Here is a 25,220-nt window from a genome sequence, read left to right on the forward strand (position 1 = left end):
GCGTGGGGGTGGTCATGAGGCGGGCCGCCGGAACTCGCACGGGGCGGGCGTGAGGCGTTCGTGGCCGTCCTGGAGCAGCTGGTCGACGGCGGCCGAGTCGCACAGGCGGCCGGGGTAGGCCATGGGTACGCACCAGTGGATGCCGGTGCCGGTGTCGTCGGTGCGGTCCGGGCGGGGGACGGTGAGCCAGGCGCCGGTGCTGAGGCAGCGGGCGAGTCCGCACGTCCACCGCTCGCTGGTGCGGGGTGGTACGAGGGCGTAGTACCAGCGGGTGTCGCAGATGACGGGCCCTGCGAGGGCCGCAGCCAGGGCGCCGCTGACCGTGGCGTGGTCGGTGGCGCCGACGGCGGCGTGGACGAGGTCCCCGGGCATGCGGACGGCGTCGAACCTTCGGCCGGTCGGCAGCATCGTGATAGGGCTGGCGCGCCAGTCGTGCATGGCCTCTTGCGGGGCGGGGAGCGCCTCGGCCAGCCAGTGGCCGAGCGCGCTGTCCGTCGTGGTCGTCATCTGGCTCCCCAGTCGGATGGGCGAAGCGGTGAAGACGACCCTAGGAAGCCTGATTGCGCGCACGCGGGGTGATTGCGCGGGATTGCGCATCAGCTCCTACGGGTGCTCCGGATTGCTCACACGTTGCCGGGCTCGCGCAATCAGGTGGTTCGCCTGATGGCCGAACACGGCGACGTCTCGCAGCGATTCCCACGCTGCCTGGTAGAGCGCTACGTCCTCGGCCGAGTCGAGCGAGAGTTCGGCGTTCCAGGTGTCAGCGACGACGAGGTCACCGTCCATGATCCAGAAGCCGTGTTTGGGTGAGACCGGCATCCGGATGCCGAGCGGCACGATTCCGAGGGTGACGGTGTCCAGGCCCCCGAGGACGGTCAGGCGATCCAGCTGGGCGGAGGAGTCGGCAGGATCTGGGCACTGGATGACGTAGAGCGCCGGCTCCCAGAGCAGCGCGTGGAAGTGGTGCCCGCGCCGGTAGAGCACCTCCTGCCGACGCAACCGGGCGCGGACCCCCTCCTCGATGTCTGTGGGGGTCCCGTGCTGGGCTGCCACGTCAGTGAGCACACTCCGCACATATTCGGGTGTTTGGAAGATTCCGGGGATGATGCCCGACTCGAAGATGTGCACGACCGCCGCGTCGCGCTCCTGGACCGCGTGTGTGTCCTGGACCGTCCGGTGCCCCGCAGCGAGCACGCGCTTCCAGGACCGGTAGTGCGTCTCCATCGTGTCGAGCTGGCGCTTCAAGTCGGCCGAGGCCAGGGGCGCACCGAGCGCGCTCCCCCATGCGTCCAGATCCGCGGGCGTGGCCGTCTGGCGTCCGTTCTCCAGGCGGGACACCTTGGACCGCTGCCAGCCAAGCCGTTCGGCCAGGTCCTTACCCGTCAGCCCGGCCTCGGTGCGCAGCTCACGGAGGCGGGCCCCCAGACTCTCCCGGGCATGCTGAAAGTCGGTGCTCACAACTGGTGAAGGAAGTCCGTGTGCTTGACCGCGTGGTGCCACGCGGCGTCCCGGATCTGGCAGAACCGGGCGATGACCACCGGGTCTTCCACCAGTTCGGCTCCGAGATACTCGTCGGCGTCATCGAAGTGGAGCACCAGCGCATAGCGGGAGTCGAAGAGCCAGAAATCCTCTCCGGGGAGTTGGAGTCGCTGCGCGTCGGGGCGCCAGAGGTGTCGGATGTCCTCTCCTGCGGCCCCGTCGACGGTCGCGGCGGCCGTGAGGTACCTCTGCTCCTCGGTGAGCGGGGAGTCGACGACCCGAACACGGCCGATCCGCTTGCCGAGTGCCACCTGGCGTTCGATGTTCGCGTACCAGGGACTGGAGGGATTGGCCTCGACATCCCCCGATGCCAGCCAGCGCTGGTACTCCTGCGAGTCGCGGTCCGAGGCGTATCCGCGCCGGGACTCGAATCTCCAGGCGGTGTGCTTGAAGCTCTCGAAGTAGCTCCCGAACGTCTCGTCGGCGATGAACTCGACGCCGCCCCGGGGCCGGTCAGACCTCGGGGTGAAGCGGGTGAGCAGGTCGCGCGGAACCGCGACGAACGACTCATGGCGGAGGACATCCACCGCTCCACTGAGGGAGCTGGTGTCGGTGACGGTGCGGCCTTGGACGATGATTTCCCCGGTGTCGAGGTCCTCGTACAGGGTCGGGCATTTGCCCTCTCGACTGGTGGTGCCGAGCATGCGGAGCCTACGAGCCATGACTCTTCCTCTCGTGAGGAGTTGAGATTGGTGCACGCACGGTAGCGCTGCTGCGTCGCTCAGCGACAGCCGTGCCGGTAGCGGCACATAGGCCCGAGTCCGCCGGAACTCCCTTCCGCACCTGAGTGAGCCGTTTCGGCCCCGCCGGTGCGGCGGGTCCACCACGATGGGCGCATGACCGATACCCCTCCTGCCCAGGACGCGCCCACGGCCGATGGGCCCGACGCCCTTGAGGCCCTGGGCGACCGGATCGTCGCCGCCTTACGGAGCCTCGCGATCGACGCCACCGCCGGGTCCATGGGCGACCGGGTGCGCCTCCAGGTGAGCCCACAGGCCGCCGACGATCTCGCCGACCAGCTGGGCATCCAGCGCCCGCTCATGCCGTGGTCTCTCGCCGACCAGCTGGGCATCCGGGGGGGGTGGACGGATCATCCATGCCGACCCACACCAGCCTGTACCTCCCACCGGCCGCCGCCCGTGCGTTCGCGGAGATCATCGAGACCCGGGCAGAGCAGGGCTCCAGCTCACCGGCCGAGCGCCCGACGCCCCGCGGCGGGCCGACAGCGGTCCCTGACTGTCCCGACTGCCTGGGCACCGGGACAGTCGGGGCGCGGGAGGCGCAGCTGTGCGACTGCGTCAGCCGTCAGTACGAGGCGCGGGCTGCGGCGCGGGCCTCCGGGCTGGCACAGCACAACCCCCAGATCGATGTGGGGTTCGAGTTCGCGGGTGGCCGTCCGGAGGAGTACGTGACGATGACCGCCGTCCCTCTCCCGGGCGAGGAGATCCTCTGGTCAGACACCTACGAGGACGCAGAGGGGAACGGGTGGGAGGACACCCAGACCTACGTGGTGCGTGACCGCCGATGGACCATCGGCCCGGCCACGCGGCCCGGCCAGACCCAGCCGCACGTGCTCCTCTCCCTGACGATGGCGCCCAGCATCGGCGACGCCCCCCGGCCCGGATAGGCGGAAGAGGGAGGCGAGTAGCCGGGGCGAAGTGAATGAAATCCGGGCTGTGGCTGGGTATCGTGCCAGTTCAGGAAGTGTGCTCCCCGCGCAGCGGGGGTGGTCCCCACGGCTACCCGCCCTACCCGTACATCGCCGTGTGCTCCCCGCGCAGCGGGGTGAGGCAGTACAGGCGAAGCCCCCTCGCGCCCAGCAAGGGCGGGAGGGGGCTTTGTCGTCGGCCAGCTCGCGGCTGGCCAGCGGCCTACTTCTGGGTCCGGTGCCGGTGGATGGCGACGCCGGCGCCGATGGCCCAGACGGGCCATGCGATCCACAGGGCGATCGTCGCCCAGGTGGCGTCGGCGTCGCTCTGCGTCGCGGTGGCGATGGCCAGGGCGACGGCGGCGAGTCCGAGCGCGGCCCACTGGAGTCGGGTCACGGTCATGTCCTCTCTGTCAGTTGCGGCGGGGTGGGGAGGTGGGGGACTCTGGGGCGGGGCCCGGAGTAGTTAGTGGCTTCTCCGGGCCCCTTTGGTGTCAGCTCTTGCGGTGTCGGCCTCGGCGGTTCTTCCGCGTCTTCCGGCTTCCGCGTCGGACGGTGATCAGGATGCTCGCCGTCGAAAGTGCGGCGGAGAGCGATCCGATGATCACGCTGATCTCCCCAGGAGTCATTTTCCCTCCTTTCCCCTTTTGAGTTGTGCCTCCGGGTCTCCCCCTCGGCTTGTGGCATCAGCTTATGCCAACCCCGCTTGGCATGTCAAATGTAGTTGGCCACTTTGACTTGGCCAAATCCAGGTGGCATCATCGGGTGCATGGAAACCGATCCAATAGCCCAGCTCAAGATCGCCCAGGCCCGCTACGACCGCATGAAGGAGGAAGCGGAGGCCGCTCTCCGCGACGTCCACGCAGCCGTCGTCGCGGCCCACAGCGCCGGGGTGAAGCAGGTCGAGGTGGTGGCCATCACCGGCTACTCCCGCGAACGCATCCGCCAGATCACCCGCCAAGCGGGAATCCAGCCCAGCTAACGGCCCCGGGTGGACCAGATCGCCAAGGGACGGAATCAGCGGGCGCGCAGAGAAGCAGCCCCCGTCGCTCCCTCACGGGTGCGGCGGGGGCTGGTGGGCCTGGTTCAGCGGAGCAGCGCGATCAGCCCGGTGACCGCGCCACCGAGCCCCGCCAGCACTCCGATCGTCGGCAGCGGCCAGCGCGCCTTCTCCAGCGCGTCCAGGCGCGATTCGTGGTCGTCGAGCTGCTTATCGGTCTGGTCCCCGCGCTGCACCAGCAGCGCGAGCGAGCCGTCGACCCGGGCGAACCCGGCCTCCATCGTCCCTCTGATGCGCTCCAGCTCGACCGCGACCTGGCCGGACTCCGCCGGGGTCATCAGCAGCCCCCCGGGAGCCAGCCAACGGTACGCGGGTCGCCGATCAGCCGGCCGACGGCGGCCTTCACCACGGACAGCGCCGCCGGTATCGACGCCAGCGCGGCGGCCCGGAGCGCGGTCATGTCGGTGAGGTCGAAGCCCGTCGCGAGGATGAGACCGAGGAAGGTCACCGCGTAGGTGCCGATGGTGCGCTCGGCGGTGTCGAGCAGAAGGCGAGAGGTCATGGTGGTCTCCGTTCAGGATTTGGGGACGCGGAGCCGCGCCCAGCTGCTCGCCCCGGGGATGCCGTCGGCCGCCGCACCGTTGTAGCCGATCTTGCGCTGCCACGCGGCGTACGACTTCCGATCGGCCTCGGACCATGCGGGGCCGGGCCCGACCTCGTACCGGCCGCAGCCCTCCGCGACCAGACGTCGGCCCATCGCGGTGATGACCGGGCTGCGGCGGCCGGCCGCGAAGAACGCGGCCCCGGGGAACGGCTCGTACTTCTTCGCCGGGGGCTTGGCCGGGGCCGGGGGCTTGCCCGGGCGGGGCGCGCCCCGGCGGACCCAGGCGTACAGCGCGTCCCCCGGGCAGGCGGTCGGGTGCCCGTCGCGGTGCCCGAGAATCTCGGCCCCGGCGTCCCCCTCGGCGCGGAGCCAGTCGATCGCGTCCCGGAGTCCCGTGAGCATGGCGGCCGGCGGCTGGGTGAGGCCGGAGGAGCCGAGGAGCGCGCACACCGCGTAATGCCGGGCGTTGAGCGCGGCGGTGCCGTTGGCGCCGGTGCGGCGGTGCGCGCCCCGTCCCTCGAACACGTGGCCGTGCTCGCACACTATGAGGTTGTAGGCGATGTCCGAGTAGCCCTCGGCCGCGTTTGCGAGGTGCGCGGCGCGAATCTGGCGGACGGAAGCGCCGCACCGGTCATGTGCCCGGGACGAGTACGGGGCGCCGAGGTAGTGCACCTTGACGCCGCGCGTGGATGCGATGTGGGCGGCGGGTGAGGTGGCGGGGGCGCCCCAGGCGGTGCGCCGGATGAGCTGCATGGTGGCCTCCAGGGCAGCAAAAAGCCCCGGGCCGGCGGCCTGGGGCGGGATTGGAACGAGCTCTACGCCTTGATCCAGCTCGTGTTGAAGCGGATGTTGGTGGCGTTGGCGACTGCCTGGTTGTAGGTGATCGTCCGCAACACGAGCGTCCCGTTCGTGTTCACGAGGAGCACCCCCTCCACCGTGCCGTTGTCCCAGGAGACGCCCAGGGACTCCGGCGGGCGCCACCCATCGGGCAGAGTGCCGATGGTCGGCTCCGGAGACAGATTCCCGGACCCGGCGACCGCCTCGATCGTTCCGGAGTTCTTCGTCAGGAGGGCGTTGATGTAGACGACGCCCCGGTACCGGCGACCCTGGAACGACAGCGTGCTGAAACCGGACCCGGCGACGAGCCCGGCACTGGTCTCCTCGTCGGGATCATCGTTGTTGAGGCGGTCCGAGGTGATGCGCATGCCGGAGAGCCAGAGGGTCATGGATGCCTCCTCACAGGGCGACGATGGCGGGCTCGGCAAGCCGGACGTCCGTGCCCGCCCCGTGCGGTTTGCTGATGCCGTTGATGCTCCGGACGACGGTGAAGGTCTGCGTGTTGCCGGTCCCGGTGATCGCGGTCACGCTCATGACCTCTCCTCCAGCCCGAACGGTGAAGGGGAAATCGGCTGGGTACGCCGCCGAGGTCATCCATCGCGGCCCGGTTGTCGTGGTCACCGATAGCGTGGTCGCGGTCGGGGATACGCCTGCGGCCAGCTGGGAGCCGGCGGTGTCCGATCGTGCTGCCCCTTCCACTCCGACGGCCCATGGTCCGGCCGGGGCGCAGACGAGGGTGACCTCCCAGCTGCGGGGCTGGGGAACATGGGTGATCTGCTGGACGTGGAGGTCGACCGGCTGACCGGCGCTGCCGCTGTAGAGGGGCAGGCCGAGGATGCGGACCTTGTCCCCGATGCGCAGCTGGAGAACCGCCGGGATGAGCTGCGGATGCTGGTGCAAAAGGATCTTTACCGACGGGTAGCGGGCCTCGTCCCAGGTCCCGAGGTGGGCGAGCCATCCGGCGATCTGGACGCACTGCGCGTCCGCCCAGACATTGCGGGTGAGCGCCTCGTCATAGATGCCCACACCGCCCTGCTCGGGCGGCAGGACCGACAGCGGCCCCTCCTCAATGACGACCCGTCCGGAGCTGCCGCCGTCGCGGGTCACCGTGATGTCGTTGCGTACGGACTGGTCGTCCTCCACTGGCTCCAGCGGGGGCGCAACGTGCCCGGCATCGTAGTCCAGTACGAGGGTGGGCTCCTGGTTCTCCAGGCTGGCCAGGTCCCGGTACAGCAGCCCGAGCCGGTCGGGCCGCTCGGAGAGAATCCCTCCATCGGCCTCGGCGCACTGGGTGATCAGGTCAGTCAGTACCGCCGGCCGCTGGGGACCCATGCGCGCGGAGCTGCGGGTCATGTCCCCATCTATCCACGCGACCGGGACACTGGGCTCCTCCCCCGCCAGGCGGGCCAGCCGGGACAGGACGGTCTCTCCGGCGAAGCCGTCGTCGGCGCCGTTGAAGATCGCCGACCCGGGCCGGGCGGAGGTCGCGTCGTCCGTGGCGGGCGTGTCGAACACCGCGATGTGGCCGAGCGTCATGTCCGCAGCAGCGGCGCCCCATGATCCGGCGACTCCGATTACCGCGCCCTGCTGCGTCGACTCGGTGACGGTGATCGCCATGGTCCACCAACTGTTCGCGGTGATGTCCCGCCAGCTGGCGAAGAACCTGAACCCGCCGGCGGTGGGACCGGTGTAAATCGCCAGCCTGTTCCACTTGCCCCAGAAGTCCGCTATCGCGTCGGCGCCGGTGGCGGTATGCGCCGCGATGACCGTGCCCTCTTCATCGCGGGCCTCGATACGGATACCCGCTGTGCTCGCGTAGACAATCGCCTGCCGCATGGGGGATCGAGCCACAGTGACGCGGAGGATCTCCGTCTGGGCTACAGGCATGGCCGGCAGGAAGTACACGAACTCCACCTGCCAGCCGGAGGACGAGCTGCGCGGCACGGTGCCCCGGAGCGAGGCGGGGGCGACCACCCGCGGCAGCGGGGAGGACCCGCCCAGGGAGTCATCCGCCGCGAAGTCGAGACCGGACACCGTCAGGGGCGCGACCCCGCGCAAGGGTGAGGCAGCGGACGTGGAGTCCTTGCCGTCCTCCATGGGCCAGTACGCCACCAGGTCCGGATCGGAGGGGATACGCCGCCGGAGCGTGGACTCAAGCGCCTTGCGGCCCTGCCCCAGGCGGCGGAGGATGCCCGCCGCCTCGATCGGGGTCCAGATGTCCTGCCCGGACGGAGACCATCGCGCCGGCCAGGAGCTGACCTCCCCGGTGAACAGGTACTCGCGGTCGCGCACGGAAGCGGTCCCTGTGAGGGTCCACGGGCGTCCGGCTGAGTCGGTGAAGGCAGTCGTACCGGGCAGCAGGGCCCGAAGGTCCGGGTGAGCCACCACCGTGCCGTTGATCCCGGACCGGACCTCGAAGCGGTACCCGCGTCCCCGGAAGGGGACCCGCGGGGGAACGGTGGTCGCGTCCGGGCTGCCGATCCGCAGGGGCGCGGTGCTCGCGAAGACCGAGGTGGTCCCGGCCTGAACTGCCTCGCCGAACTGTGTCCAGGGCCCGGCCAGTGATGTCGCCCAGAAGAAGCGCACCGTGCGGCCTGCTGCCTCGTTGTTGACGTCCAGCGTGGCGCGGACGGCCGCGCGCGCCGGAAGGGTGGGCAGGCTCGCGCTGGCGGAGAAACCGCTGACGCCGTCTGCGGACCAGCCGATGACCGCGAGATTGTTGATGATGCGCAGGCTGTAGGAGCGCTGGCCAGTGTTGTCCCACTTCGCAATGAGTACCTGGTTGATGTCCAGCTCGGCCCAGTCCATCTCGACCTCGGCCCGGAGGTCGAGATCGCCGGTGATGTCCAGTGCCGTGTGATCGGGGGTGATCGCCAGGTTCACCGGATCGCCATCGAGGTCGAGGTAGGAGTCGACGGAGGGCACGGAGATCTGGAGCGGTGTGTTGCGGCCGAGCCGCCCGTAGTGCGGCCCGAGCGGGTTACGAGGCGAGAACTCGCCGTCCTTGTTGTTCAGGGTCAGTGAGCACGACGACGGATCGACCTGGGTGCCTTCCGCGCTCATGCCCGACACGATCGTGATCGGGTCCCGGGTGAACACCCGGCTTGTCACGTCCACCCGGGCGCCGCTGATCTCCAACTCCGCCCGCAGGTCCAGACGGTCCTCAGGGAACGCCATGCCGTCTACCTCTTTCCTGCCACGACCACCTGGACATCGCCGCCGCGGACCTTCACCGAGTGACGGAGCGATTCGAGAACGAGATCGTCTGTCCGAGAGCCGGACGATCGGATCTCCAGCACGATCGGGCGCCCACCGGCTGCGGCCAGGACGTCCGGCCTGACACCGGCCCCGGTGCCGAGCGCGGGCCCGCAGGGCGGGGTGACAAGGGCCGCCATGCTCCGGTCGAGCGCGGGCGTCTCAGCGTCAATGCCCTGGAGGATGCCCTTGGGAATCCACTGGCCGACTTGGTCCGCGAGCACCCGAGACGGGGACTTGATGCCGAGCGCCTGTTTGATCGCCTTGGTCATGCTCTTGGCGATCGCGAGCATCTGCTCCTCGATCGCCGACTGTTCCGCCTTGAGCCCCCGCACGAGACCCTGCGCAGCCTGGATACCGGCCCCGTACAGGGCGGTGCCGGCGGTGGCGCCCGCCGAACCGGCGGCCTTCACCAGCTGCGACTGGCTGGAGTTGATCTGCTTGATCTGGTTCGAGGACGCGTTCGCCAGCGCGTTCGCCGCGCCGAGGCCGCCCTCCACTCCGGACTCGGCGATCTGGGCGATGAGATCGCCGCGCACACCCTTCTTCCGGAGTGTGGCCAGCTGCTCGGCGAACTGGCGGGCGGCGGCGAGCTTGTCGTTCAGGCCGGTGAGGATGCCGTCCGCTGTCACCGGTCCGTCGCCCTGCTGGCGGGTGATGTCCGCGGCGTCGAGCACTCCCTGTTTCACCGACGCTGCGAGCTTGTCCCGGGCCTTGACCATGTCGGCGAGCTTCTTCGACGCGGACTTGAGCCGCTTGGCGAGGTGCTCCTCCTGCTTCGCCAGGTCGGAGAGCACCTGGGAATCCCGGGCGATGCGGGAGAGCGCGCGCTTTTCCCGGCCGCCCTTGAGGGAGTCGCGGACGATATCAGCCAGCCGCCTCGAAGCTGCCTTGACCTGCTTCGAGGAGCCCGTCATACCGTCGGCCAGTCCTCGGGCGATCCATCGCCCCTGCGCCTTGGTGACCTTCGACGGGGAGCTGATACCCAGCGCTTGGGCGATCGGCCCGGGAATCACCGATCTCGCCCAGCTCATCAGCTTGCCGCGGAGCCAGCCGCCCATGCCCTGGATGCCGCTCCACAGGCCGGCGACCACATCTCGGCCGGCACCGGCCAGCAGCCGACTCAGCGAGCCGACAGCATTGCTGATCCTGCCCGGCAGCCCGGCGACCCAGGCCACCATCTCCAGGGCCTTGCGGATGGTGCCTTCCTTGATCGCCGACCAGTGCTTGATGAAGAGGCCGGCGATCGTCCAGTTCAGGAAGAAGTCCCAGAGCCCTTGGGCGATGCCCTTGATCTTTCCCCACAGCCAGTCCCACGCGGCCTTGGTGTACTTCTTGATGTTGTCCCAGTTGAGGACGATCGCGGCGACCAGCCCGACCACGGCGGCGATCACCCAGCCGACCGGGCCCATGGCGATCAACCACTGAGCCGCCATCACCGCAGCCCATGCCACCGCGCGCGCGGCCATCAAGGCGAACTGCGCTGTGCTCACCAAGGCGGCCCGGACGACGGCCGCGACCCACGTCCCGATCGACAGCAGTGCCGAGCCCATCCAGGCCGCCGCTGTCGCCGTCGCGCTCGCGAGTGCTGCGGCTCCGATCCGGGCGTAGGCCATCAGCCCGACGGCCATCATCCGTGTCCATCCGGCGATGGCCGCCCACGCCGAGGACGCCATGACCATGTTCGCGGTAGCCACGATGGCTGCGCCCACCGCGTACAGCCGCATCCCCACTGCCGTCGTGGCAATCACCGCCGCCAGCGCGGTGAGGACCGGTGTCGGGACCGCGCTGACGATGCTCGCGAAGATGAGGAGGAGCTGGGTACCGACACCGATCAGCGGCCCCAGAGCCACCAGCACCTGCACGGCGGCTCCGCCGAGCGCGCCCAGGGTGTCCGCGCCGTCCCCGGCGAAGTCGAGGAAGTCCGCGAACCCCTCGGAGCCTTTGAGGCCGGCCGCCCAGTCCTCGAAGGCATCCGACATGCTGACCAGTCCGCTGGTCACCCCAGCCGAGGTGGGAAGGAACGCCTGGAGCAGGGACCTGAAGCCCTGTCCCATGTTGCCCAGGAAGGTGATCAGGTTGGACAGCGCCGGGCCGGACGCGGCGGCCGTGTCGGTCGCCCACTCCCGGAACCGGGCCGATCGGACACCGACGGCGATCCGGTCGAGGGTGTCGCCGAAGACGTGCCCGGCTGCCTCGACAAACGGGGTGACCTGCGGCAAAAGGTTCCGCAGCACCTGCATGCCCTTGGTGAAGACAGGCATGGTGGTTCCGGACATCTCATCCGACCACTCCCTGTGCCCCGCCTTCAGAGCAATGAATTCCCGCGCGGCTTCCCTGGTGGCGGGCGGAAGCTCGGCAAGCGCATCGCGGTACGCCTGCTGCTTTTCCGCCGCATCCTCCGCCCCGGCCGCCACCGCCTCCTCGGCAGCCGCCGCCAGCTCGGCGACGTTGGCGACCTCCTCAAGCTGAGGCCCGGCGGCCAGGCTGAACGCTCGAACCGCGATGCCGGCGGCAACGGCACCTGCGGCCAGACCGCCCAGCGCCGTTGTGGCCGCGGCCACGGCCGGAAGCCCGACCGATATGCCACCGACCGCCGGGCCGACTTTCTTGACCGCCGCCATCGCGGCTTCGGAGTGCTCACGAATCCCATCCGCGAGCCCCCGGCCGGCGGCGTCGCCCTCGGAGACGAATAGCCGCCGAAGGGCGCTAAGCCTGGTTTCGGCGTCGCGGGTGAGTCCGCGCATGCGGAGTTGAGCGGCAGCCAGACCGGTGCGCCAGCCTGAGTCGTCCGCGCGGAGTCCAGCGACGAGTTCGCCGACGTTGAGGGCCATCCCGCACTCCCCTTCGGCTATGTGGTGTCAGGGGGTGCGAAGTGCCGAGCGAGCCGGGACTCCGTGCTCAGCAGGCCGAGGATGCGAATCCTCAGCCACCGCCACGAGCGCTCGCGCAGGAGCCCCGGGGCGGAGAGGTCGATGCCGTACGTCTCGTGGAGGTCGGCCTCGATGAGGGCCCACTCGGCGAGGAGCAGGCCCCAGGTCAGGTCTTGGCGGCCTTGCGGGCGCGGCCGGTGCCCTTGCGGGTACTCGTACCACTCTGCGAGTCCTGTTTCGGAGTCGATTTCGCCACACGGGATGAGGCCCGGCGCTCCGTTCGGTTCGCCGGGCCCACCTGAGAAGGGTCGCCGTCCGCGTTCCAGTACGCCTCGGCGGTGTCGAGCCCCTGGGTGATCCAGATGACAGCGGTGAGGGCGACATGCCGGAACCGGGGCCAGTCCAGATGGCTGCGGATCTCGTCGTGGGCGTCACCGAGAGTGATCCGGTACAGGTCGAGCTCGGCGGCGTCGTCCAGTACCTCGGCATCGGGCTCGGCGCCGTCGGCGGCCATGCGGAGGCCGGTCTCCATGAGCTTCTCGACCCTCAGGCCGTCCTCGGCGGAGCAGGCGGCGATGTGGAAGGTGCGGACCTTGCTGTCCCGGCACTTGATCGGGAGGTCGAGGGAGTCGCCGAGGAACTCGTCGAGCGTTTTGAAGGCCATCAGGGGGTCACCGGGTTCGTGATCGGGGTCAGCGGCCCGGTTCCGGTCAGGGTGACCTGGACCTGGTCCAGGGCGGTGTACTCCCCGCCCTGCGGCTCCCAGGTCACCAGCGCGGTGCCCGTGTAAGCCTCCGGCAGGCCGTTGCGGTCGTAGAACCGGACCGGCACCTTGGAGGCGTCGCCGTAGGCGAAGCTGGCGAGCCGGAGCTTCTCGTGCGTGGCCGCGTAGGTGGTGGAGTCCGGCGATGCCTTCCGGTTGAACGTCGCCTCGACCTCCCACTCCTGGCCGGTCTTGGTGTTCTCCTTCCATCCGTCCGTGTCGTAGCTCGTGGCGTCCTCGTGATTCGGCTCGGCAGTCCACTGGAACTCGGTGACGCCGGGCACCAGGGCCCAGTCGGGCGCCAGGTCGGTACCCATGTTGATGTCCAGGCGCCACCGTCTGGCGAGCGCGGTCTCAGTCGGCGTCGACATGACGCGTCCTCCTCAGTCGATCAGGTGAGGCGCGGTGCGTGTCGTCCGCGCGTAGTAGTTGCCGGCCAGCTCGGTGCGCCCGTGCGGGTCTTGCCCGAGCAGGGCCTGTGATTGGCGCCAGATCAGCGCGACGCGGACGCTGCCGAAGGCGAGCGCCCGCCGGTTGTGAAGAGCCGCGAAGACCCCGTCCGCGAGGTCGAGCACACTGGCCGTCTCCGGCCCGGCGCGGAGCCGGACCTGTACGCCCGTGATCGTGTCGGTGAGGTCGGTGTCCTCCACCGGGTACGGGGTCAGACAGATCGCCCGGTCCGGGCCCTCCGGTATCACCCCGTGGAAAATCCCGGTCTCCCCGTCCGCGTAGATCCCGCCCGGCCGATAGACGCCGAGCCCGGCGTCCGCGAGCAGCGCACTGAGTCCGCCGAGAAGATCAGCGGTGTACCCCATGGAACCTCCCAGATGGTCGGCGCCCGCCGGGCGGTACGAGGTGGGGCTAGCCGCGGAGCCAGTCCCTCAAGGGGACGGCCATCAGCCGCAGCATCACCGCGCGCTGGTCGTTCATCGCCGATTCCAGGAACTTCGCCTGCCGGCCGGGGGCGTGCTTCCACTCCAGCTCTTCGTGCTGTCTCACCGCATAGACGGTGTCGTAGGAGATCGCACCGTTGAGGCCGTCGACATTGACCCGGCCGGACCGTTCCAGTGTCCCCTCATCGAGCGGGACGCGGGAGTTGGAGACGCCGAGAGTGTGCTCCAGCGCCCGCTGAAGCCCACGCTCGGCAAGCCGCCGGCCGCGAGCGGTCCACAGCCGCTGGCCCTCGAACGTCATGCGCACGTGCCGGGGGCTCACTGAAGTTGCACCTCCAGATGATCCGGCGTAGGCAGGCCACCGCCGTCACGCCGGAGAGCGGCGATCACCACCGTCCGGCGCCCGGACAGCAGCGTGACCCTGCTCTTGGCCGGGCACACCGTCTCCAGCCTGGCGTAGAGGGTGCTGGTGGAAGTGACCTGGTCGCCGGTCGCCGAGCGCACCAGCCTCGTCTGGTCGTCCACGAGGCAGCGCACCGTGATCGGCGGACCGTACACGGGCCCGGTCGGGCCGCTCCCTACATACGGCTCCACCACCACCGTGTGCCGGAACCACAGCCGCAGCAACCTCACGACGCCACCAACCCAATGATCAAGATGTCCGGGGTGAGGTCAGGGGCTCGGAGAGCGTCCCACACAGCAGGTGCGATCTGCTCCCCCGGGGCAGCGTCCGCGCGCGCGGCGTCGGCCGTACGCGCCATCTTCGCGGACCCCAGCTCGACCACTGTCCAGCCGACCATCTCCGGTCCGACGGCATCACCGGTGTCGGCAGCCCACTTGGCCTGAGCGCACACGGCGTTGGTGAACGCGGCCCGGACCAAAGCGTTTTCCGGGTAGCCGTCGGGGTCGACCTCGTACCAGCACAGCCGGAACACTCTGCTGCCAATCATCCGGCAGGCGTCCGCAAGGAGTCGGTCGATGTCGGTGGGGGCCGCGACACCGGTGTAGGTCTCGTACTGGGCGGCGGTCGCGTAGACGCGGGCCATGACAGACCACCTCCTACGCGGACGCTCCGACGATGACGATGTCGTAGGACACGGACGAGCCCGCCGCGCTGTTGGCAATCTTCAGCAGGTCCGCCGTCCCCGTCGTCACCGCGTAGCCTGTGGCGTCAGCGACCCCGGCCATTGCGCCGATACTGGCGCCCGGCCGGAGGGTGATGGTGCCCGTCGCACCGAGGAGGCTGCTCCAGGCGTTCGAGGTCGCGTTGCCGATGATCACATTGTTGCTGTTGGTGTCGGCCGCCGCCACGAAGATGCCCTTCACCCGGACGAAGGTGATCATCGTCCCGAACGCATCGAGAAGGACACCAGCGAGGTCGAGATCCTCCGACGCGGACGCGGCCAGCGAGCGCCGGTCGTGATAGACGCGGTCAGCCTTCCCCGCTCCGGTCCCGGAGGCCAGGTGCACTGCCCTTCGGAACGCGAGCTTGTCCTCCGACACGGTCAGATCCTGCGCCTTGGACTGGTAGACGCTGGCCGAGATCCCGAGATCAGTTGTCACTGGCACCCGGTCCGCCTCCCTCCATGTGCAGCTCAGCGAGCTGGTCGCGGGTCATCGACTCGGCGGCCTCGGCGCCCATGCCCGACTGGACAGCAAAGGCCACCCAATCCGCCTTGGACCCCGACTTCGCCGGCCGCTCCAGCGCCTCGGGCTCCGGCTCCCGCTCGGACTCGGCGCAGTGCCAGCCCGAGGCGGGGTCGGCGACCAGAGCGGCATACCGCTCCGCCTCCCTGCTGCCGGGAGCCGGGCGGACCCGCTCGGCGACATGGGCTCCGGAGCCGCGTTCGTAGATCGCCATGGTCACACCACCGCCAGTCCGTTCATCACCGCGTGAGCACGCTCGTTGCCGTACTTCAGGCCAACCTCGCCGTACAGCTGCTTCTCGTCGGCTGCACCGGTCTTGGCGAGATCCTCTTCGAAGAAGGTCCCCTTGCCAGGGATGTTGAGGAAGACCGGGGTGCACTGCTCCAGGGAGACCACCCCCAGGGTGTCCTGAGGCATGTGACGGTCGAGCATGACGTTCAGGGTCCCGAAGTCGGTCACGATCGTGGTGACGTTCACGCCACCGACGGTCCGGCTCTGCTCGTGAAACTGTCCGTACGCTGAGGCGAACGCCTTGGTGACCCGCCGCTTCTGCACGCTGTTGCACAGCAGCGTCGCCGTCTCCTGCTCGGAGATGCCTCCGTTGTCGTAGGCGAGCTGAAGCAGGTCGGAGACGTGGTCGGTGGTGAGCGCCGTCGTCCACGGCTCCGTGAAGGCGAGTCCGGAGGCGGTTCCCAGGGTGATGGCGGTCCCGCCGGCGGTGGTGGCGACCTTGAAGGTGTTGGTGGCCGAGTCCCGCACGACGTAGACGCGCCCGGCGATGATCCCGGTGGTGGTGTCGCCAGTGTCCCGGAAGACGATCCGATCGCCGTCGATGAGGCCGTGCGCGGTCGCTGTGATGGTGTCCGTGGCGCTGGTGGCGCCCGTGACCGTGACGCCCTTGGCGATTCGGTTTGTCACGATGGCGTCCAGCAGTCCTCGGGTCTTGCGTGGGGTCGCGTTGGTGGTGGGGTTGGCGTACTCGCCGTTGAGAAAGCTGAAGTTCACGTCCAGGGCCATGGACTTCAGGGCTTGTGCGACCTGCCAGTCCAGCTCGGAATTGACGGGGTTCGACCCGTCGACGCCCCTGAACGGCGCGCTGCTGGGTGTCGACAGCGCCCCGATCGCCGCCTGCTTGGTGTAGGAGACGCTGACCTTCTCCTGGTGGATCTGGACGACATTCCGTACGTTCGCGCGGACTCGCTCCTCGGCGGTGGGCGCCGAAGCACCCTCCACTTTGGTGCGCTGGCCCGGGTCCCGCAGGTCATAGGTCTGCCACTCGAACTCCTGCGACGTGGTCATACCGCCACCGGTGAGGCCGCCGATGGCCGAGAGGAACGGGGTGTCCTCGGGAGTGATCGCGAAGAGTTCCCCGACGTAGTTGGGGAGGTTGAATGTGGTGCCCATCCCGGTAATCCCGGCCATGGTGACTCCTTACGTGGTCTGTGCGGCGCGCTGCCGCTTGAGGGAGATCACGCGGGACCACTGCTTCGCGGCAGTGGCCTCGGCGATCTTCTTGTCGAGGGACGCGTGCTGATCGCCTGAGCCCCCGGCCCCGCTGAGGTCCCCGCCCGAGCGGCCGGCTCCGCGCGGGGGCGCGAGCTTGGTGAGCTTGGTGACGGCGGCCTTGATGGCCTTGGTGTCGACTTCGCCGTCGTCGCCGACGAACTGCTTGGTGTCGATGAGATCGGCGGCTTCACCGAGGTCGACCCCGGCAGCGGCGACGGCCGCGCGGAACTCGGCGGCCGCGAGCTTGGTCCCGTACTCCGAGGCGGCGGCCGTGCGGCCCTTCGTCTCGGCCTCGGCGACCGCACGCTCCTGCTCGGTCATCGCGGCCTTGCGGTGCCTCTCCAGCTCGGCGGCGGCCGTGCTGTTCTCCTTGGCGCGCTTCTCCCACTGACGGGCCATGGCCTTCCAGTCCGTGCTGTCACCGCTGTCTGCGGGGACGGCCGGAGGCGCGGGCGTGGGCACGGCGGGTGTTCCGGCGGACGCGTCGCCGCCCGTGCTGCTGCCACCCTCGGTGGGCTCGCCGGGCGGAGGGGCAGGGGTGGGTGTGGACATGGCGTCTCCCGTTCCGGGATCGGCCCGGGGCCGTGCGGCTTCCGGGCATGAGAAAGGCCCCGCACTCTGGCGGGGCCTCGGGGGTGATGCAGTCAGTCGAGTTCGGAGGGATCGAAGTAGCGGCCCTCCACCTGCGACGGCCGATAGCTGTGGGTCGGAGCGTCCCCTCGCGCGCGGGACTCCTCCAGTTCTCGGAGAGATTCCGCGCCGAAGGCTTCGATCTCCTCGTCGGTCGCGTTCTCCAGCGCCAGGAGGCGCGCGAGGGTCGCGTCATCCATCGGGGCCTCCCAGGAGTCCAAGCTGCCGGAACACGTCATCCAACGCTTCAGCGATCGGCACGAAATCCCGGTCCGACCAGTATCCGGGGTAGCCGCGGACACCGCCACGAGCGTGGACCACCTCGCGGCCGAGAGCCTCGTCCCGCGCGCGCAGCAGTTCAGCCAGGAGCACGGGGTCACCGGACCTCACAGCGATCCATTGAGCATAAGCCCGGCCGAACATCTCGGTGGCCGTGGCGAGGTAGTCGACATGAGGATGATCCATCGTCAGTGACCACACGGTCCCGTCGGCCCTCCGGTAGTCAACCATCGGCGACCCGTGCTTGAACGCACGCTTGAGCATGCCGAACGATCTCGTCAGACGGCTCCGGGAGACTGCACGCCACCACCCGGCGAGGAAGCCGTCAGTGGTCTGGGTCGATGTGGCCAGGCCCCGGCCGTCGGGATTGAACAGGCGGCCGAGGAGCGCATGGTCCATGAAGTGCCCGATTTCGTGGGCGGCCGTGATGTGGAGGTAGAAGCCGTCGGGGTTCAGCTCCAGCCGGGAGCCGCGGTACAGCCCTTGATACACACCTTGCTCGGTCTCTCTCTCCCTGGGCGGTACCTCTCGGAGCGGGACTGACCTCATCCAGTCGGGGACGCGGTGCACGCGCCCGATGGCGGCGAGGACGCGGCTGGCGGCGGCGCCGATGATGGTGTCGGGGTTGACATCGGTGAGGATGCCTTGCGGTGCGACGGCCTGGGGCGGTGGGTCCGGATCGCTCGGGCCGGTCGGCGTGGGTTCGTCCGGGGTGTTCGGCAGCCGGTCAGCAGCCTGCACGGGCTGGGTGTCCTGGATCTGCTCGCGCTCGGGCTTCCTCCGGAGCGCATCGTGCGCTGCGACGTGCTCGCGCGCGGCCTTCTGCCAAGCGCGGATCTTCGCGGTCGCGGCGGTGCGGGTCGGCTCGTCCATCGCTGCGGCGGCTCGGCGCTTCCAGCGGCGGATGTGGCGCTCGATCTCCCGCTGTCGCTGCGTGTCCGCGTACGTCGTGCCCGGGGTGGGGTGATGCGGCGGCCGGGTCGTCGCACCGGGGAGATACGCAGCGAGGGAGTGCCGGCAGTTGGGATGGAAGAGCCCCGCCGCGCGGGCCTCGGCCAGGCTCCCCGCGACGTGCACCACGGCAGTGCGCGGGGCGATCACCCCGAGGAGCCCCCGGCGCTGTACCGCGTGCTCCGTGCGGATCGTCTGCGGGCCGGGCGGGCCGTTCAGGCTGAGGACCTCGCCTTCCCAGCGGGCACAGATCGGACACTCCAGCGGCGCGTCCGAAACGATGACCAGCCCCACGCCGATCTCGGTGAGCGCGTCGGTGTGGCCCTCGATCGCGGCCCGCGCCGTCACAGACCGGACCGCCATCTCCGCGTACGAAGCCATGTCCCAGCTGCGGCCGGCCCTGTCCACGAAGCCAGTGATGCCTCGTGCCGCGAACTGGTCGAGTGCCCGCTGTGACGCCTGTCTGCGGGTAAGGCCGCCGAGAAGCGTGGAGGCGGAAGCACGAGCTACAACCGACCGGTAGGTATCTGCGACCGATCGCGTGATGCGCTGGAAGAGCGGCTTGGTGTCGTCCGCCAGGGACGCGGCGAGCCGGTCCACGGCCGGTGCGTTCGGCAGCTCTCCCTGAGCCGCCAGTTCCCGCCCGATGTCCAGGCCGCCCATCTCGGCAACCGCGGCCTGCCGGCCCCGGCCGTACGCCTCCACGAGCGCCCGCCGAACAGCGCCGTCGGTGTCCTGCTGAAGCGCGGTCGCGATCTCCTCGACCGAGGTGCGGAGGTTGCCGACCGCGGCGAGCTTCAACTCCGCCCAGCGCGGGCTCTCGACATCGGCAGCGAGCGCGGCGGCCAGCTTCTCCAGCAGCGCGTTCTCCGCTTCGTCGTACAGGTCCCTCACTTCACGGGCGAGGCCCTCCGCCATCTCCGGAGACACGGGCATCGAGGTCCCCCTCCGCTCCGGTCAACATGGGGTCGGAGACCGACCGGCCGGACTCGGCGAGGATCGCGTCCTTCTCCGTCGTCACCTGCTTGTCGTCCCAGTCCGGGTGCTGCATCCGGACGAGCGTCTCCGTGGACGCGGCCTCGGCCCTGCGCAGCAGCTCGGCGGTGGTCGCCAGCTCGGTCAGGCCCTCGGTGACGGAGTCACCGAACTCGACCCTCGGTGGCGCGGTGTCGAGACCGGCCACACCGAACCGGAAGCCCGTTTCCACGGCGAGGAGCGCGCTGAGGATGCCGCTGGTTTCGGGGCGCCAGTACAGAGCCTTGCGGGAGCCGGTGGTGAAGCTCCGTCGGTTCCTGGCACGGATCTCCGTCGCGGTGACCGCCGTCCCGTCGGGCTGTCCGAAGGTGGCGGCTGAGTATCCGGCGAGCCGTACGGCCTCGTCGCGCAGAGCAGCGCAGGTCTCCTTGTGCTCCTGGACACGGATAGCGAACTGGACCACGGTGAGCGGGTCCGACTCGCCGGCGCGCGGCAACATGTTCAGTCCGGTGAAGATGCGCCGTTCCTCGTCCCACATGGCACCCTGCCCCGGGCCGGCGGACTGGAGAAGCGCATCAGCGACCACGACGCGGCCCTTGCCGTTCTGGATGTCCCGCATCCAGGAGGAGTACGTCTCGTCAAGTGCGTCGAGGATGCCCTCGATGCCCTGGAGGTCGGACTGTCCCCAGTGCGCGGCGCCCGGAACGTGCCGCCAGCCACGGGCCGGACGGACATTGGGCACGTACGCGGCGGTCAGATGATCGGGGGCTCCTGTGTCGAGTCCGCCATCGGCGTCGACCTCGGTGGCGAGGGGCGCGGTGACGGGGTGGTCGCCGAGCGGTCGCGCGGCTCCGAGAGTGGTGAGACCGCCCTCGTAGAGGCCGTGGAAGATCCGGCCCTTCTCATGGCACTCCAGGTGCCGGAAGATACGACGGTCGTTGATGTCCTCGGAGGGAAGCACAGTCCAGAACGTCACCGCTGAGAGACGACCGTACCGGAACTCCGGGACAGCCCGGTCGCCGGCCACGACATCGATCCACGGCCTGTCGGACACCTCCTCGTCCCAGACAACTCGCAGGTACGCGCCCCCGAGCGCGGCACACACCTCGCCGCCTTCGAGGAGGGTGGAGTGGAGACCGGTATCCGTGAGCGCATCCAGCCGGGCCTGGGTCGCCTGGTTGCCGCCGGTGAGCCTGAGAGGCTCGGAGAAGAGGAGTTCGCTGCTGGCGCGGGCGATGTCCCCCGCCAGCGGGACGTGCAATTTGGATCGCTTCTCTCCGAGCGGGGTCGGTTGTCCCCAGAACCAACGGGCCAATCTGCCGCGGAGCCCGCCCGCGTACTGGGCGGGCCGGGGGTGCGGGGGGCGAAGGTCGAGGCGGTCGGCGTACCGGTCCGTGTAGCGGTCTTCCAGCTTGGCAGGGTCGGCGGAGTACCAGGCGGCCCAGTCAGCCAGGGCGGTCTGGACACGGGAGTCGATCGGGGGCCAGGGGGTGTCAGCCGTCGGCAGCGGCACCGGGCACCTCCTCCTGGTCGACCTGTTCGTAGACGTCGGCGACGCCCCGCAGGAAGTCCGCGATGACGGTGCCTGTCGGCGGCTCGCCGTCGAGTTCGATCCAGCCGGCCTCGCATGGCGGGGTGTCGCCGATCTGGAGTCGGACGGACAGCCGGAGGGGCGGGGTGATCACGCGGCGACCTCCAGGAGAGTCGGGATGTGGGGCCGCCACAGAGCCTCGGTCGTACGGACGCCGTACCGGAGCGCGTCCACGCTGTGGTCGTCCTGCTTGATCGGCTTGTCTTCGCCGCCCTTTGCTGCGGCTTCGTCGTCCCAGGAGTAGCCGGGCAACTCATCGATGAGGCCGGCGGCGCTGCGGTGCACGCGCAAACGGTCCGCGCCGAACAGGGTTGCCACGGTCCGGATTCCGTCGAGGACGGTGTTGTCGGCGGGGGTGACGCCGGGGACACCGTCGCGGTGCAGTTGCTCGATGAAGGACGCTGCGCTGGGGTCGACCACCGTCCATTCGGGCTGGACTCCGACCACGTTGGTCCGCGGGTGCGGCATTGCGGCGAGCCAGCGGCGCCGAGCGGCCGAGTACTCGGCGTCCGTCATCTGCTTCCGCGCCGTGCGGGAGTCGTGCCGGTACTCGCTGGTGACGTAGAGACGTTGGTCAATGCCGAGACCGATCAGCAGATCGGCGAAGGGGTTGACCGTGCCGTAGTCGATCGCGTCGCACAGCCAGCGGCCGATCAGCGGCACGTCGTCCACGATGTGGTGAGCGGGGTCGAACGCCTCGTAGATCGCGCCCTCGCTCATCACCCACTGGCCGAGGATGAATCGGCGGTACCAGAGCCCGGTGAACGCCTTCTTCATCCGGGCGACGTACTCGGCTGAGAGGGCGGGGTTGTCATCCAGCGTGAAGTGCCACGAGCGGATGCCCAGCTCGGAGGCGCGGTTGAGCCAGTCCTTCCTCGCCCAGTGGCCGGGGTTGTCGGGATTCGTGGTGGCGAAGATCAGCGCGCCGGTGACGGACATGCGGTCCACGAGCCGCTTGAAGAACTCCTTGGGGATCAGGGTCAGCTCGTCGACATATGCGCCAGCGCCGGTGAGGCCGCGGAGTCGCCCTTCGGCCTTGGCGTCGTTCGCGGTGATGACCTCGATCTGCCGGCCGAGTATCCAGGCGACGGATGCGCCTCGCGTGTACTTGATCATCTTTGCGGCAGGGCCGAACAGGCTCGGATCTGTGAGGGGGCCGAAGACGTTCCGCGCCACGGTGTCGAAGGTCTTCCCGATCACCACCAGCTCGCCGCCGGCGGGCGCGGTCTCGACGTACATCAGCCAGCGCAGGAGCGATGCGATCGTCTTCCCCGAGCGGACCGAGCCCTCCCAGACGTTCAGCCACGCCGTGGACTGGCCGATGGACCGCTCCTGCTTTTCCGAGAGCTGGGCGTCAACTGTCCCCATGACGGTCTCGCAGACGGTCGAACAGGCTCGTCAGCAGGGACCCGACTTCACCAGAGCCGGAGTCCGCGTCGATCGCTTCGAGCTTCGCGGCATGGGTGAGGTACTGGCCGGCGGCCTGCGCGATGGCACGCTCCTCTATGCCGGGGACGTGGTCCAGACACCGGGTCTCGATGCCCTTGCTGGTGACCGCGGTGTACTGGTAGCCGTCGGACTCGTCGGCTTCGAGCCGGTCGTAGAGCTTCTCGGCCCGGGCGTAGGACCGCTGGACCAGCGCCGCGCGCCGCGCCTTGCCGTCGATGACGCGAGCCTGGGTGGCGACGGCGGTCATGGTCCGGTCGAAGTCGAGGCCGAGTTCGGCGGCGATGACGGAGACGGTGCGCTGGGCGCGGCCGATCTGGCGGGCGATTTCGTTGCGGCCGAGCCCTTCGGCGTGGAGTCGGCGTACGGCGTCGCGGTCGTCTTCGGTGACGGGTGGGTGCTGTCCCCCCATGGGTCACCTCCAGATATGCGAGAAGGCCGACGTGTGGTGCGGCCGTGCCAGGTCGGCTCGGGCATTCGTATGTGGGCGGCCCGATCCGTAGATACGATCCGGGCATCAACTGGGGAGGGACGCATATGACTTACGGCCGTCCGGACATCGACGCCGCGGTGTCGAAGCTGCCGAGCACGCTGGGTTCGAAGCGGGAGATCGCCCGCCTGCCCGAGATCCTGTGGGAGGGGGAGACTGTGGACATGCTGGCCACGGGCCTCTATGCGAAGGGCAACGGGCTCATCGCGCTCACGAACCTGCGGTTGCTCTTCTTCAAGCATGGGGTGATGTCTCAGACGCTGGAGGACTTCCCGCTGGGGAACATCTCGTCCGTGCAGTGGACGGGCGGAATGCTCGGCGGCACCTTGACGGTGTTTGCCTCGGGGAACAAGGCGGAGATCAAGTCAGTTCCGCGCGATCAGGGAAAGGCGTTGGCTGATCAGCTACGGGCACGTCTGGCAGGCGCTCTGGCTGGCCCAGCTGCTCCTCCTGCTGCTCCGGCTCATGTTCCTCAGCAGGATGTGGCGTCTCGTCTGGCGACGTTGGACCAGCTGCGTGTGGCGGGGGCGATCACGGATGCGGAGTATCAAGACCGTCGTACGGCGATTCTCAACAGCATCTGAGGCAGCTTCTGTTTCCAGGCACGCCAGATCTGCGGTCGAGTATGGGGCACGCGGGACCGGAACGCAACCACGAACGGTGCTGACCTCGGTCCGTGCTCCCGCGCTGGCCGAGGTGGCCAGCTCAGGACAGCGAAGCAGCGGGATGTACTGGCAGGGGGTGTCCCCCTGTCAGTAGACCCCGGACTCACGCAGTTCAGCGGTGACCTGGTCGCGCAGGGCGGGGCAGTAGACGTCGACCCCGATCAGCAGCAGTTCATGCGCCTCTGACAGCTCAGTCCCCCACTTTTCGCCGATCGGGTAGAGGCCGGCCTCATCGAAGAGGTACTCCACGCTGTGGCCGGCATCCAGCTCAGAACACCACTGCACAGGTAGGGCGGTGAGTTCTTCGAGCGGCGGCGAAGTGGGCCAACTGGTGAAGTCGGCATCGTGGACTCTGTTGATGAAGCGCTCGTCCTTGCTGGGCCCCTCCACCACGGGCGGGCTGGTGGTGGCTTCCTTGGCGCTTCCGCTGTCCTCTGCCGAGCATCCGGTGAGCGCAAGGAGCAGTACGGCGGCGGCAGCGGTGATGGTGGTGCGGCGCATGGTCCCCCCAAGGACGTGAATGCGGTGAGCATGCATCGTCCCTTAGGAGCTGGCGGGGTGCAGGCGTGTGATCGGACTGTGACAGGCGGGCTGGTTCGTAGGGGCCAGGAAGCTACCTCCGGGGAAAAGTTGGCCCTCGGTATCAGTGCTGTAGCTCGCTAACCACTCGCTATGCTGGGGTCGCTTCGTTCAATCTCCTCGAACTCTGCCACGGAGAAGGTGAGTTCCCGGACTCCGGTCCGGCAGTCGGACCGGTGGAGAAAGGGAGGAGCACGTGGTGATTCCTGAGGTGGAAAAGCCTGGCAAGAAGAGATGGACCAGCCCTGAAAAGTGGCAGGTTGTGATCGCTCTGCTGGGTCTGATCTTGGCGATCATCACTGCCATGGGTCAGTTCGCCCGATAGCGGGTGCCCATGGACGAGACGGTCGAGGCCGGCAGCTGCGCATGCAGCGAGCCCGGTCTACTTGTGGTCGACCGGGCTCGTGAACTGCATGAGGGCCCGTCTCCGGTTGCAGCCGGGGGCGGGTCCTTTGTGCTGGAGACGGTGGAACGGCTCCCAATGGCGTGGGGATCGCCCTGTACGCGTCCAGAACACTCCAGGAGACTCCAAAAGACTCCAGCGAACTCAGACCAACTGTAGCTAACTCAGCTACCCCCAGCTACCTTCGCCTTTCAGTGTCTTTCGCGACCTCCCTGCGGGTAACACTCCGTGAAGGCTTCCGCGAGCGCGACAAGCGCCGCGCTGTACTCGCGGAGATCGCTTTCCCATTGATGCGCGATGTGATCCGCGACGATCGCGTGGGATGGCCGGGCCGCGATCACCTGCGCGACGGCGTCCGCGATGTCGCGCATGGCCCCCTCCGCCTCCGCGACACGTCGCGCGCGACGCTCCGCGAAGGTCTCGGTGGTGCGCGACGTGTCGCGGAGGATCGCCTTCACGTCGCGCCAGATGGTGTCCTTGGAGACCTCCAGCCGTCGGGCGATCTCGGTCTGGGCCAGGTTGTCGCGAAGGAGTTCCGCGACGCGGGCGCGACGGGCCGCGACGCTCTCGCGGCTGTCGCGGGTACGGTTCGGGGTAGCCATGGAGTTCACTTCCGTGTGCTGGGCCCGTGCAGCGGTTGCGTCGC

General features: G+C 69.1%; 32 protein-coding genes. 4 read left to right on the plus strand and 28 right to left on the minus strand.

From position 1 onward, the window contains the following. Nucleotides 1-12: 12 nt before the first annotated feature. The 3 genes from ABT122_RS17435 to ABT122_RS17445 all read right to left on the minus strand — a co-directional run bounded on the left by ABT122_RS17435 (nt 13) and on the right by ABT122_RS17445 (nt 2,201). Nucleotides 13-507, minus strand: a complete 495-nt coding sequence (locus ABT122_RS17435) for a hypothetical protein (protein WP_351552184.1) — start codon at nt 505-507, stop codon at nt 13-15. 96 nt (nt 508-603) lie between these two features. Then, complete coding sequence (locus tag ABT122_RS17440) at nt 604-1,458, minus strand: helix-turn-helix domain-containing protein (protein WP_351552187.1); 855 nt, start codon at nt 1,456-1,458, stop codon at nt 604-606. Beyond that, nucleotides 1,455-2,201 carry a DUF6879 family protein gene (locus tag ABT122_RS17445; protein WP_351552190.1) on the minus strand — a complete coding sequence of 249 codons (747 nt, stop codon included), beginning with the start codon at nt 2,199-2,201 and terminating at the stop codon, nt 1,455-1,457. The genes ABT122_RS17440 and ABT122_RS17445 overlap by 4 nt, the downstream gene beginning before the upstream one ends. Before the next feature lie 434 nt (nt 2,202-2,635). On the opposite strand from ABT122_RS17445, the gene ABT122_RS17450 reads away from it, so the two are divergent. Next, nucleotides 2,636-3,166 carry a hypothetical protein gene (locus ABT122_RS17450; RefSeq protein ID WP_351552193.1) on the plus strand — a complete coding sequence of 177 codons (531 nt, stop codon included), beginning with the start codon at nt 2,636-2,638 and terminating at the stop codon, nt 3,164-3,166. Between the two features lie 244 nt (nt 3,167-3,410). Here ABT122_RS17450 and ABT122_RS17455 read toward each other — a convergent pair whose 3' ends face one another. Further along, nucleotides 3,411-3,590, minus strand: a complete 180-nt coding sequence (locus ABT122_RS17455; protein WP_351552196.1) for a hypothetical protein — start codon at nt 3,588-3,590, stop codon at nt 3,411-3,413. 366 nt (nt 3,591-3,956) lie between these two features. Between ABT122_RS17455 and ABT122_RS17460 the strand changes: the two genes are divergently transcribed. After that, on the plus strand, nt 3,957-4,169 hold the full coding sequence (locus tag ABT122_RS17460; RefSeq protein WP_351552199.1) for a hypothetical protein: 213 nt from the start codon (nt 3,957-3,959) through the stop codon (nt 4,167-4,169). 104 nt (nt 4,170-4,273) lie between these two features. Here ABT122_RS17460 and ABT122_RS17465 read toward each other — a convergent pair whose 3' ends face one another. The 22 genes from ABT122_RS17465 to ABT122_RS17570 all read right to left on the minus strand — a co-directional run bounded on the left by ABT122_RS17465 (nt 4,274) and on the right by ABT122_RS17570 (nt 22,849). Continuing rightward, complete coding sequence (locus ABT122_RS17465; RefSeq protein ID WP_351552202.1) at nt 4,274-4,525, minus strand: hypothetical protein; 252 nt, start codon at nt 4,523-4,525, stop codon at nt 4,274-4,276. Next, a complete protein-coding gene (locus ABT122_RS17470) occupies nt 4,525-4,749 on the minus strand; it encodes a holin (protein WP_351552205.1) in 225 nt (74 codons plus the stop codon). The genes ABT122_RS17465 and ABT122_RS17470 overlap by 1 nt, the downstream gene beginning before the upstream one ends. A gap of 12 nt (nt 4,750-4,761) precedes the next feature. Continuing rightward, nucleotides 4,762-5,544, minus strand: a complete 783-nt coding sequence (locus ABT122_RS17475) for a peptidoglycan-binding protein (RefSeq protein WP_351552208.1) — start codon at nt 5,542-5,544, stop codon at nt 4,762-4,764. Nucleotides 5,545-5,606: 62 nt separating this feature from the next. Further along, complete coding sequence (locus tag ABT122_RS17480; RefSeq protein ID WP_351552211.1) at nt 5,607-6,017, minus strand: hypothetical protein; 411 nt, start codon at nt 6,015-6,017, stop codon at nt 5,607-5,609. A 10-nt stretch (nt 6,018-6,027) separates the two neighbouring features. Then, on the minus strand, nt 6,028-8,805 hold the full coding sequence (locus ABT122_RS17485; protein WP_351552214.1) for a hypothetical protein: 2,778 nt from the start codon (nt 8,803-8,805) through the stop codon (nt 6,028-6,030). Between the two features lie 5 nt (nt 8,806-8,810). Continuing rightward, nucleotides 8,811-11,717, minus strand: a complete 2,907-nt coding sequence (locus tag ABT122_RS17490; protein ID WP_351552217.1) for a phage tail protein — start codon at nt 11,715-11,717, stop codon at nt 8,811-8,813. Nucleotides 11,718-11,922: 205 nt separating this feature from the next. After that, nucleotides 11,923-12,420, minus strand: coding sequence for a DUF7426 family protein (locus ABT122_RS17495; RefSeq protein WP_351552220.1), 498 nt, complete (start codon nt 12,418-12,420; stop codon nt 11,923-11,925). Further along, nucleotides 12,420-12,890: a phage tail tube protein gene (locus tag ABT122_RS17500; protein ID WP_351552223.1), complete on the minus strand. Its 471-nt coding sequence runs from the start codon at nt 12,888-12,890 to the stop codon at nt 12,420-12,422. The genes ABT122_RS17495 and ABT122_RS17500 overlap by 1 nt, the downstream gene beginning before the upstream one ends. Nucleotides 12,891-12,902: 12 nt before the next feature. Next, a complete protein-coding gene (locus ABT122_RS17505; RefSeq protein WP_351552226.1) occupies nt 12,903-13,334 on the minus strand; it encodes a minor capsid protein in 432 nt (143 codons plus the stop codon). A gap of 46 nt (nt 13,335-13,380) precedes the next feature. Further along, a complete protein-coding gene (locus ABT122_RS17510; RefSeq protein ID WP_351552229.1) occupies nt 13,381-13,734 on the minus strand; it encodes a hypothetical protein in 354 nt (117 codons plus the stop codon). Then, entirely contained in the window at nt 13,731-14,045 is a 315-nt protein-coding gene (locus ABT122_RS17515; protein ID WP_351552232.1) for a hypothetical protein, read from the minus strand. Before ABT122_RS17515 ends, ABT122_RS17510 begins: the two co-directional genes overlap by 4 nt. Beyond that, on the minus strand, nt 14,042-14,458 hold the full coding sequence (locus ABT122_RS17520) for a hypothetical protein (RefSeq protein ID WP_351552235.1): 417 nt from the start codon (nt 14,456-14,458) through the stop codon (nt 14,042-14,044). The genes ABT122_RS17515 and ABT122_RS17520 overlap by 4 nt, the downstream gene beginning before the upstream one ends. A gap of 13 nt (nt 14,459-14,471) precedes the next feature. Next, nucleotides 14,472-14,981: a hypothetical protein gene (locus ABT122_RS17525; RefSeq protein ID WP_351552238.1), complete on the minus strand. Its 510-nt coding sequence runs from the start codon at nt 14,979-14,981 to the stop codon at nt 14,472-14,474. Beyond that, the gene (locus tag ABT122_RS17530; protein WP_351552241.1) at nt 14,965-15,273 is read right to left on the minus strand and encodes a hypothetical protein; all 309 of its coding nucleotides are present in this window, start codon (nt 15,271-15,273) and stop codon (nt 14,965-14,967) included. Before ABT122_RS17530 ends, ABT122_RS17525 begins: the two co-directional genes overlap by 17 nt. 2 nt (nt 15,274-15,275) lie before the next feature. Beyond that, a complete protein-coding gene (locus tag ABT122_RS17535; protein ID WP_351552243.1) occupies nt 15,276-16,481 on the minus strand; it encodes an SU10 major capsid protein in 1,206 nt (401 codons plus the stop codon). A gap of 9 nt (nt 16,482-16,490) precedes the next feature. After that, on the minus strand, nt 16,491-17,117 hold the full coding sequence (locus tag ABT122_RS17540) for a hypothetical protein (protein WP_351552246.1): 627 nt from the start codon (nt 17,115-17,117) through the stop codon (nt 16,491-16,493). A gap of 92 nt (nt 17,118-17,209) precedes the next feature. Beyond that, on the minus strand, nt 17,210-17,395 hold the full coding sequence (locus ABT122_RS17545; protein WP_351552248.1) for a hypothetical protein: 186 nt from the start codon (nt 17,393-17,395) through the stop codon (nt 17,210-17,212). Then, nucleotides 17,388-19,361, minus strand: a complete 1,974-nt coding sequence (locus ABT122_RS17550; protein ID WP_351552250.1) for a phage minor capsid protein — start codon at nt 19,359-19,361, stop codon at nt 17,388-17,390. The genes ABT122_RS17545 and ABT122_RS17550 overlap by 8 nt, the downstream gene beginning before the upstream one ends. Beyond that, nucleotides 19,321-20,913 carry a capsid protein gene (locus ABT122_RS17555; RefSeq protein ID WP_351552253.1) on the minus strand — a complete coding sequence of 531 codons (1,593 nt, stop codon included), beginning with the start codon at nt 20,911-20,913 and terminating at the stop codon, nt 19,321-19,323. The genes ABT122_RS17550 and ABT122_RS17555 overlap by 41 nt, the downstream gene beginning before the upstream one ends. After that, nucleotides 20,894-21,085, minus strand: a complete 192-nt coding sequence (locus ABT122_RS17560) for a hypothetical protein (RefSeq protein WP_351552255.1) — start codon at nt 21,083-21,085, stop codon at nt 20,894-20,896. The genes ABT122_RS17555 and ABT122_RS17560 overlap by 20 nt, the downstream gene beginning before the upstream one ends. Then, nucleotides 21,082-22,359 (minus strand): PBSX family phage terminase large subunit, encoded by a 1,278-nt coding sequence (locus tag ABT122_RS17565; RefSeq protein WP_351552258.1) that lies wholly within the window; start codon nt 22,357-22,359, stop codon nt 21,082-21,084. Before ABT122_RS17565 ends, ABT122_RS17560 begins: the two co-directional genes overlap by 4 nt. Continuing rightward, entirely contained in the window at nt 22,346-22,849 is a 504-nt protein-coding gene (locus ABT122_RS17570; RefSeq protein WP_351552261.1) for a helix-turn-helix domain-containing protein, read from the minus strand. The genes ABT122_RS17565 and ABT122_RS17570 overlap by 14 nt, the downstream gene beginning before the upstream one ends. Before the next feature lie 125 nt (nt 22,850-22,974). Between ABT122_RS17570 and ABT122_RS17575 the strand changes: the two genes are divergently transcribed. Then, the gene (locus ABT122_RS17575; protein WP_351552264.1) at nt 22,975-23,511 is read left to right on the plus strand and encodes a PH domain-containing protein; all 537 of its coding nucleotides are present in this window, start codon (nt 22,975-22,977) and stop codon (nt 23,509-23,511) included. Between the two features lie 168 nt (nt 23,512-23,679). Here ABT122_RS17575 and ABT122_RS17580 read toward each other — a convergent pair whose 3' ends face one another. Then, a complete protein-coding gene (locus ABT122_RS17580; protein ID WP_351552267.1) occupies nt 23,680-24,093 on the minus strand; it encodes a hypothetical protein in 414 nt (137 codons plus the stop codon). A 274-nt stretch (nt 24,094-24,367) separates the two neighbouring features. Here ABT122_RS17580 and ABT122_RS17585 point away from each other — a divergent pair, with 274 nt between their 5' ends. Next, the gene (locus ABT122_RS17585; RefSeq protein WP_351552270.1) at nt 24,368-24,496 is read left to right on the plus strand and encodes a hypothetical protein; all 129 of its coding nucleotides are present in this window, start codon (nt 24,368-24,370) and stop codon (nt 24,494-24,496) included. A 269-nt stretch (nt 24,497-24,765) separates the two neighbouring features. Here ABT122_RS17585 and ABT122_RS17590 read toward each other — a convergent pair whose 3' ends face one another. Next, nucleotides 24,766-25,176 (minus strand): DeoR/GlpR family DNA-binding transcription regulator, encoded by a 411-nt coding sequence (locus ABT122_RS17590; protein WP_351552273.1) that lies wholly within the window; start codon nt 25,174-25,176, stop codon nt 24,766-24,768. Between the last annotated feature and the right edge of the window lie 44 nt (nt 25,177-25,220).

The sequence above is a fragment of the Streptomyces sp. NPDC001985 genome (assembly GCF_040296845.1).
Lineage (GTDB): Bacteria > Actinomycetota > Actinomycetes > Streptomycetales > Streptomycetaceae > Streptomyces.